This is a genomic window from Streptomyces flavofungini, from assembly GCF_041028215.1.
Taxonomy (GTDB): Bacteria; Actinomycetota; Actinomycetes; order Streptomycetales; family Streptomycetaceae; genus Streptomyces; species Streptomyces flavofungini_B.
In genome coordinates this window covers 1-7,741 of record NZ_JASKYR010000419.1, presented here as the reverse complement: position 1 = coordinate 7,741, position 7,741 = coordinate 1, and the positions used below count along the sequence as shown (strand labels likewise).

General features: G+C 74.3%; 6 protein-coding genes. 4 read left to right on the top strand and 2 right to left on the bottom strand.

Annotated elements, in window-relative coordinates; translation table 11 throughout:
- Positions 1–551 (bottom strand): acyl-CoA dehydrogenase family protein (locus AB8Z36_RS25595; protein WP_369215733.1); only part of this gene is annotated, 551 nt, incomplete at its 3' end.
- Positions 552–694: 143 nt separating this feature from the next.
- On the opposite strand from AB8Z36_RS25595, the gene AB8Z36_RS25590 reads away from it, so the two are divergent.
- The 4 genes from AB8Z36_RS25590 (at position 695) to AB8Z36_RS25575 (ending at position 6,165) form a co-directional block, all read left to right on the top strand.
- The gene (locus AB8Z36_RS25590) at positions 695–1,498 is read left to right on the top strand and encodes an SDR family oxidoreductase (RefSeq protein WP_369215732.1); all 804 of its coding nucleotides are present in this window, start codon (positions 695–697) and stop codon (positions 1,496–1,498) included.
- 96 nt (positions 1,499–1,594) lie between these two features.
- The gene (locus AB8Z36_RS25585; protein ID WP_369215734.1) at positions 1,595–2,182 is read left to right on the top strand and encodes a TetR/AcrR family transcriptional regulator; all 588 of its coding nucleotides are present in this window, start codon (positions 1,595–1,597) and stop codon (positions 2,180–2,182) included.
- 49 nt (positions 2,183–2,231) lie between these two features.
- Positions 2,232–3,389 carry an acetyl-CoA C-acetyltransferase gene (locus tag AB8Z36_RS25580; RefSeq protein ID WP_369215731.1) on the top strand — a complete coding sequence of 386 codons (1,158 nt, stop codon included), beginning with the start codon at positions 2,232–2,234 and terminating at the stop codon, positions 3,387–3,389.
- Positions 3,390–3,513: 124 nt separating this feature from the next.
- Entirely contained in the window at positions 3,514–6,165 is a 2,652-nt protein-coding gene (locus AB8Z36_RS25575; RefSeq protein WP_369215730.1) for an ATP-binding protein, read from the top strand.
- Positions 6,166–6,183: 18 nt separating this feature from the next.
- On the opposite strand, the gene AB8Z36_RS25570 is transcribed toward AB8Z36_RS25575, so the two are convergent.
- Positions 6,184–7,179, bottom strand: a complete 996-nt coding sequence (locus AB8Z36_RS25570; RefSeq protein WP_440581993.1) for an NAD(P)H-dependent flavin oxidoreductase — start codon at positions 7,177–7,179, stop codon at positions 6,184–6,186.
- Positions 7,180–7,741 lie beyond the last annotated feature (562 nt).

Genomic DNA, 7,741 nt, shown 5'->3' with positions numbered 1-7,741 from the left:
GCCGCGCCCGGCCCGGGTTCACAGGGGTCGCAGCGGAACAGGCCGAACGCGCGGTCGGCGAAGGCGGCCCGGGACGACCACGCCTTCTGGCCGCTGAGCAGCCAGCCGCCGTCCGTCCGCCGCGCGGTGGAGCGCAGCGACGCCAGGTCCGACCCCGCCTCCGGCTCCGACCAGGCCTGCGCCCAGATCACTTCGCCGGTCGCCATGGCGGGCAGCACCCGGGCGCGCTGCTCGGCGGTGCCGTGGTCGAAGAGGGTGGGCGCCAGCAGGCTGATGCCGTTCTGCGAGACCCGGCCCGGGGCTCCCGCCGCGTAGTACTCCTCCTCGAACAGCAGCCATTCGACGAGGCCGGCGCCCTGTCCGCCGTACTCCTCGGGCCAGGAGACCACCGACCAGCGGTCCGCCGCCAGCTCGCGCTCCCACACGCGGTGGGCCGCGAAACCGGCCTCGGTCTCCAGGGACGGCAGCGGAGCGGCCGGTACGTGCGCGGCCAGCCAGTCGCGGGCCCGCCGCCTGAACTCGCGCTCCGCAGCGGTGAAATCGAGGTCCATCGGTGGGCCGCCCCTTCTCCGTACCTCTTCCCTAACAAGTGTTTGGTAGATTACCCTGAGTGGTGTCGGGGAGTCGAGAGTGAAGAAGACGAGAACCGAGGGCGCCCGGCGCGGCCGGGGCCCGGGACCGAAGGGGGCCGCCCATGGACGCATCCGCCCGCCCGCCGGACGCGCCCGTCTGCCCGCCGGGCCACGACCTGCTCGCGGGCCGCACCGCCGTGATCACGGCCGCGGCGGGCGCGGGCATCGGGGGCGCCACCGCCCGCCGCTTCCTCGAAGAGGGCGCCCGCGTCGTCATCGGCGACGCGCACCCGCACCGCACCAAGGAGTCGGTGGCGGCGCTCGCCGGGGAGTTCGGCGCGGACCGCGTCGACGGCATCCCGTGCGACGTCACCCAGGAGGCGCAGGTGCGGGCCCTGTTCGAGCTGGCGGAGACCCGCCACGACCGGCTCGACATCGTGGTGAACAACGCGGGCCTCGGCGGCACCGCGGAGCTCACGGAGATGACGGACGAGCAGTGGGACAAGGTCGTCGACGTGACGCTGAACGGCACGTTCCGGTGCACCCGCGCCGCCCTGCGCCGCCTGCGTGCCACCGCGAGCGGCGGCGTCGTCGTGAACAACGCCTCGGTGCTCGGCTGGCGCGCCCAGGCGGGCCAGGCGCACTACGCCGCGGCCAAGGCGGGCGTCATGGCGCTCACCCGCTGCGCGGCGATCGAGGCCGCCCCGCACGGCATCCGGGTCAACGCGGTCGCGCCCAGCCTCGCCCTCCACCCCCACCTCGCGAAGGTCACCTCGCCCGGGCTCCTCGAAGAGCTCACCGCCCGCGAGGCGTTCGGACGGCACGCGGAGCCGTGGGAGATAGCCAACGTCATCGTCTTCCTGGCCAGCGGCTACTCCTCGTACATGACGGGTGAGACCGTCTCGGTCAGCAGTCAGCACGCCTAGGCGGAGAATGACCGTGTGTCGAAACCGAAGCAGAGCACCAGCACTCCCCAGCGGACCTCCGGAGCGAGGCAGAGCCCCGGCAGGAAGAAGGCCGCGGTGACCCCCTCGCCCGAGCGGCGGCACGAGCTGCTCGGCATCGCCGCCGACGTCTTCGCCGAGCAGGGGTACAACGCCACCACGGTCCGTAAGATCGCCGACGCCGCGGGCATGCTCGCGGGCAGCCTCTACTACCACTTCGACTCCAAGGAATCGATGCTGGAGGAGATCCTGCGCACCTTCCTCACCGAGCTGTGGGACGGGTACGACGCCGTGCTGCGGGCCCCGCTCGGCCCGCGGGCGACGCTGGAGGCCCTGGTCACCGAGTCCTTCCGGGAGATCGACCGGCACCGCGCCGCCGTCGCGATCTACCAGAAGGAGGCCAGGCACCTGGTCGCCCAGGAGCGCTTCAAGTACCTGTCGGACTCCCAGCAGCGCTTCGAGAAGGCCTGGCTGACGACGCTGGAGCGCGGCGTCGCCGAAGGCGTCTTCCGTGACGACCTGGACACCCGGCTCGCCTACCGCTTCGTGCGCGACACGGTCTGGGTCGCCGCGTCCTGGTACCGCCCCGGCGGCGGCCACAGCCCCGAGGAGATCGCCCGCCAGTACCTCTCGATGGTCCTGGACGGCATCTCCGTACGTACGTAAGAGGCGCGCCGATGTGCGGCGCGCGCCCTACGACCGAGGAGAGCACGCCATGGCCGAGGCCTACATCGTCGAAGCGGTCCGCACCCCCGTCGGCAGGCGGGGGAAGGGGCTCTCCGGGGTCCACCCCGCCGACCTGGGAGCCCATGTCCTCAAGGCGCTCGTCGAGCGCTCCGGCGTCGACCCCGCCGCCGTGGAGGACGTCGTCTTCGGCTGCCTGGACACCGTGGGACCGCAGGCCGGTGACATCGCCCGGACGAGCTGGCTGGCCGCCGGACTTCCCGAGGAGGTCCCGGGCGTGACCATCGACCGGCAGTGCGGGTCGTCCCAGCAGGCCGTGCACTTCGCCGCGCAGGGCGTCCTGTCCGGCACCCAGGACCTCGTCGTCGCCGGCGGCACGCAGAACATGTCGATGATCCCCATCGCCTTCGCGTCCCGGCGGGCCGCCGAGCCCCTCGGCCTCACCGAAGGCCCCTACGCGGGCAGCGAGGGCTGGCGGGCCCGGTATGGCGAGAGCCCCGTGAACCAGTTCCACGGTGCCCAGCTCATCGCCGCCAAGTGGGGCATATCCCGCCGTGCCATGGAGGAGTTCGCGCTCCGCTCCCACCAGCGGGCGGTCCGCGCCATCGACGAGGGCCGCTTCGACCGCGAGCTCGTCGCGTACGGCGGCGTCACCGCCGACGAGGGCCCGCGCCGCGACACCACCCTGGAGAAGATGGCGGGCCTCGCGCCCGTGCTCCCCGACGGCACGATCACCGCCGCCTGCTCCTCCCAGGTCTCCGACGGAGCGGCGGCCATGCTCCTGGCGAGCGAACGGGCGGTCAGGGAGCACGGTCTGACGCCGAGGGCCCGCGTGCACCACCTCTCCGTGCGCGGCGAGGACCCCATCAGGATGCTCTCCGCGCCGATCCCCGCCACCGCGTACGCCCTGAAGAAGACCGGCATGAGCATCGGCGACATCGACCTGGTGGAGATCAACGAAGCGTTCGCGCCCGTCGTCCTCGCCTGGCTGAAGGAGACCGGCGCCGACCCGGAGAAGGTCAACGCCAACGGCGGCGCGATCGCCCTGGGACACCCCCTCGGAGCGACCGGCGTCAAGCTGATGACGACCCTGCTGCACGAACTGGAGCGCACCGGAGGCCGGTTCGGACTCCAGACGATGTGCGAGGGCGGCGGCCAGGCCAACGTCACGATCATCGAACGCCTCTGAGCCCTCCCGCACCCCGCCGCTCCCCCCGGGAGCGCCGAGCACCTGCCCGGACCTCGCTCCACGGCGGCCCCGACCCGGCTAGGCTCGACTCAGTACGTCGATTGAGCCAGCCCGGGAGGAAGCGATGACGCAGGGACGGCCCGGAGGAGCCGCCTGGGCCCCGCTGTGGGAGCGCGACGCCGAACTCGCCGCAGCCTCCCGCGCCGTCGAGGAGCTCTGCATGGACTCCACGAGCGCGGGCGGCCTCCTGGCCTTCAGCGGCGAGGCGGGCATCGGCAAGACGGCGCTCCTCGCCGAGGTGCGCCGCATCGCGGAGGGCCGCGCCACCGTCTGGTCGGCACGCGGCGGCGAGACGGTGACCTCCGTCCCCTTCAACGTGGTGCGCCAGCTCCTCCAGCCCGCGCTCGTCGCCCTCTCGCCCGAGGAAGCGCGCGAATACCTCGGCGACTGGTACGAGATCGCGGGCCCCGCCCTCGGCATAGCCGAGCCCGGCGGCCGCCAGGCCGACCCCCAGGCCGTCTGCGACGGCCTCGTGGCGGCGGTCTCGCGGCTCGCCCACCTCAAGTGGCCGCTCGTCCTCGTCATCGACGACGCGCACTGGGCCGACCAGGAGACCCTCCAGTGGCTCGCCGCGTTCACCCGCCGCCTGGACGAACTGCCGGTGCTCGTCGTGGTCGCCCACCGCCCGGGCGAGGCCGAGGGCGAGAGCGCCCGCCACCTCGCCTCCGTCGACGCCGTCGCCCGCACCTTCAGCACCCTGCGCGCGCTCACCCCGGACGCCGCCGCGGGCCTGACCCGCGCCACCCTCGGCGAGCACGCCGACGCCCCGTTCTGCCGCGAGGTCTGGGCGGTCACGGGCGGCAATCCGTATGAGTCGGTGGAGCTCCTCGCCAAGGTGCGCGACAGCGAACTGGAACCGGTCGAGAGCTCCGCGGACGGCCTGCGCGCCCTGAACCGCACCGCCAAGGGCCACGGCCTCGTCTCCCGCCTGGAGAGCCTCGGCACCGACGTCACCCGGTTCGCCTGGGCGGCGGCCATCCTCGGCACGGACATCTCCCTCGACCTGGCGGCCCAGCTCGCCGGGATGACCCCCGACAAGGCCGAGGAGTGCGCCGAGCGGCTCTGCGCCGCGCGCATCCTGGTCCGGGACACCGCGGGCCTCCTGGAGTTCGTCCACCCGCAGATCGCGAGCACCATCTACCGCTCGATCTCCGGGGCCATCCGCACCGCCATGCACGGCCGGGCCGCGTCCGTCGTCACCCAGTCCGGGCTCGGCGCCGCGGCGGCCTCCCGGCATCTGCTCGAAGTCCACCCGGACGACGACCCCGAACTGGTCGAGCAGATGCGCCAGGCCGCCGCCGAACACCTCGCGGTGGGTGCGCCCGACGCGGCGCGGCGCTGTCTGGAGCGGGCCCTGCGGGAGCCGCCCCTGCCCGAGATCCACGCGCGCGTGCTGTACGAACTGGGCTGCGCCACACTGCTGACCTCGCCCTCCACGACCATCGCCCACCTGCGCGAGGCACTCTCCACGCCCGGCCTCGAACAGGAGCTGCGCGTCGACGCGGTCTGCCGCCTCTCCCAGGCGCTGGTCCACAACGACCAGCTCGAAGAGGGCCTGCGGGCCATCGCCGACGAGGCGAGCAGGCTGGAGCCCGGCCCCGCGCGGCTGCGCCTCCAGGCCGTGCACTACATGTGGGAGGGCATCCACGCGGGCGAGGAGGACTCGCCGGGACGTTCGCGGCGGCTCGCCACGCTGGCCGGTCCGCTGTCCGGCCGCGACAACTCCGAGCGTGCCCTGCTGATCCTGCGCGCCTTCGACGCGATGACCCGCGGGGAGAACGCGGAGATGGTCGTCGAGCTCTGCGACCGCGCCCTCGTCAACGGCCGCCTCGCACCCGGGCTCGGCTGGACCGACACGGAGTGGAGCTTCGAACTCCGGCTGATGCTCGGCGGCTCGTACGCCTTCTCCGACCGGCTCGACCGGGCGGAGAGCCTGTTCACCGAGGCCGTGCGGGCCTACGAGGGCGCGGGCTGGAGCGGCGGCCACCTCGCGCTCTCCCACGCCTTCCTCGGCTACGTGTACCGCAGGCGCGGACGGCTCACCGACGCCGAGCGCTCGCTGCGCGAGAGCCTGCGCCTCGCCGACCGGGTCGGGGAGGGCCTGCCCATGCACTGGGAGGCGGCCAGCATGCTCATCGACACGCTGCTGGCGCGCGGGCACGTCGAGGAGGCGGGCGCGATCGCCGACCGGTACGGCTTCGCGCCGCCCTCCGCCTCCACGATCTATGTGCCCGACGCCATGTCCGTGCGCGGCAGGTTGCTGCTCGCCCTCGGCCGCACCGCCGAGGGGCTGCACGAACTGGAGGCCACGGCAAAGGCGCTGACCGCGCGCGGCCAGTACAACACGGTGCTCGCGCCGTGGGCCTACGACCTCGCCCGCGCCGTGGCGCACGAGAACCCCGGCCGTGCGGCACACCTCGTCTCCGACGCGCGGATGCAGGCCGAGCGGTTCGGCACCGACACCGCGATCGGCGAGGCCCTGCGGTGCGCGGCGGCCCTGGAGACCGGCCCGCGCGCGGTCGCCCTGTACCGCAGGGCGGCCACCTATCTGGAAGCCTCACCCTGCGCGTACGAACACGCGGTGGCCCGCGTCGAGTACGGCATAGCCGCGGACTCCGCCACCGAGCTGGAACGCGGCCTGACCCTGGCACGCACCTGCGGCGCGGACGGCCTGGTCGACCGGGCGCTCGACCACTTGGCGCTGGTACGGCGCTGAGGTCGCCGCCCACCGGTCTCAGCGGCCGGGCAGCCGCTCCAGTACCTCCGCCGCCTCCCGCATCACCCTCTCCACCAGCTCCGCGCACGAGGGGACATCGTCCAGGGTCCCCGTCACCTGGCCCGCGGCCATGATGCCGAGGTCGGGGCGGCCGTCGACCATCGCCGACTTGAGCATCATCGGGGTGTTGGCCGCGAGCAGCACCTGGCTCCATGTCAGGTCCTTGCCGTGGCGCATCGCCAGGCCGTCGCGGGCCATCCGGCACCAGCTCATGCCCGAGATCCTGCGGAACGCCGCCGCGTGGCGGACCGCGCGGGCCAGGGACGCGGCCCGGCCCGACCTCTCCAGGGCCGCCACCAGCTCCGTGCGCAGCATGCGGTGGGGGAGGCCGTCCACGCGTGTGGTGACCGTGACGTCCTTGACGGAGGCCGCGAGATAGCGCTCCTTGACCGCGTCAGGCACCGTCGAGTCCGAGGTGAGCAGGAAGCGGGTGCCCATGGCCACGCCCGCCGCCCCGAAGGCGAGCGCGGCGACCAGGCCGCGGCCGTCGCGGAACCCGCCCGCCGCGATCACCGGCAGGTCCACCGCGTCCACGACCTGCGGCAGCAGCACCGTCGTGGCGACCTCACCGGTGTGGCCGCCGCCCTCGCCGCCCTGCACGATCACCGCGTCCGCACCCCACGCCGCGACCTTCTCGGCATGGCGGCGCGCCCCGACCGAGGGGATCACCACCACCCCCGCGTCCTTCAGTTCGGCGATGAGGTCCCTGGACGGCGCGAGCGCGAAGGAGGCGACCCGCACCCCCTCCTCGATGATCACCGCGACCCGGTCCCGCGCGTCCCCCGCGTCGGCCCGCAGATTGACCCCGAACGGCGCCTCCGTACGCGACTTGACCTCGCGCACCGCCGCCCGCAGCCGCTCGACCGACATGGTCGCGGAGGCCAGGATGCCGAGCGCCCCCGYGCCCTCCGCCACCCGCGCGACGGCCCGGAACGCCCGGGTCACCGCGCCCATCCGGCCCTCGATCTCCTCGCCGAGCCCGGAGAGCAGTTCGGCGACCGCGAGGGACTCCGGGCGGGGCAGGGTCTCCAGGAGGGCGCCGCGGGCGCCCGGCACGAAGTCGTACAGGCCGTGCTCCGCGTCGAGGGGGTGCAGGAGGCCGCTCAGCAGGACCTCGGCCAGGTCGCTGGGGCGGGAGCCGGGGGTGACGCGCTGCTGGATCAGCCGCATCACCGGCAGCGCGGGCACCGAGAGCGCGATGTGCGCCGCCAGGTCCGCCGCCGCGGGCGAGGCCGCCTCCTGGAAGCGCAGCGGGGTGAAGCGCAGCGCGGTGTTCGGCGCGCCCGCGCGGGAGGCGATGGCCCTGCCGGGGACGGCGGGGGCGGCGGTGCGGCGCCAGAGGCGTTCGGGGAGCGGCTGGAGGATCGCGGTCGGGCCCCGGCCCGCCCACAGCCGCAGGGCGCGGGCCGCCCGGCCGCCCCACCAGTGCGGGCCCGAGCAGTCGCTGAGGACGAGGGTGATCCGGCGCCCCGCCGGATCGGCCAGCGCCGCCGGGTCCATCGCGGGGCCACCGGGC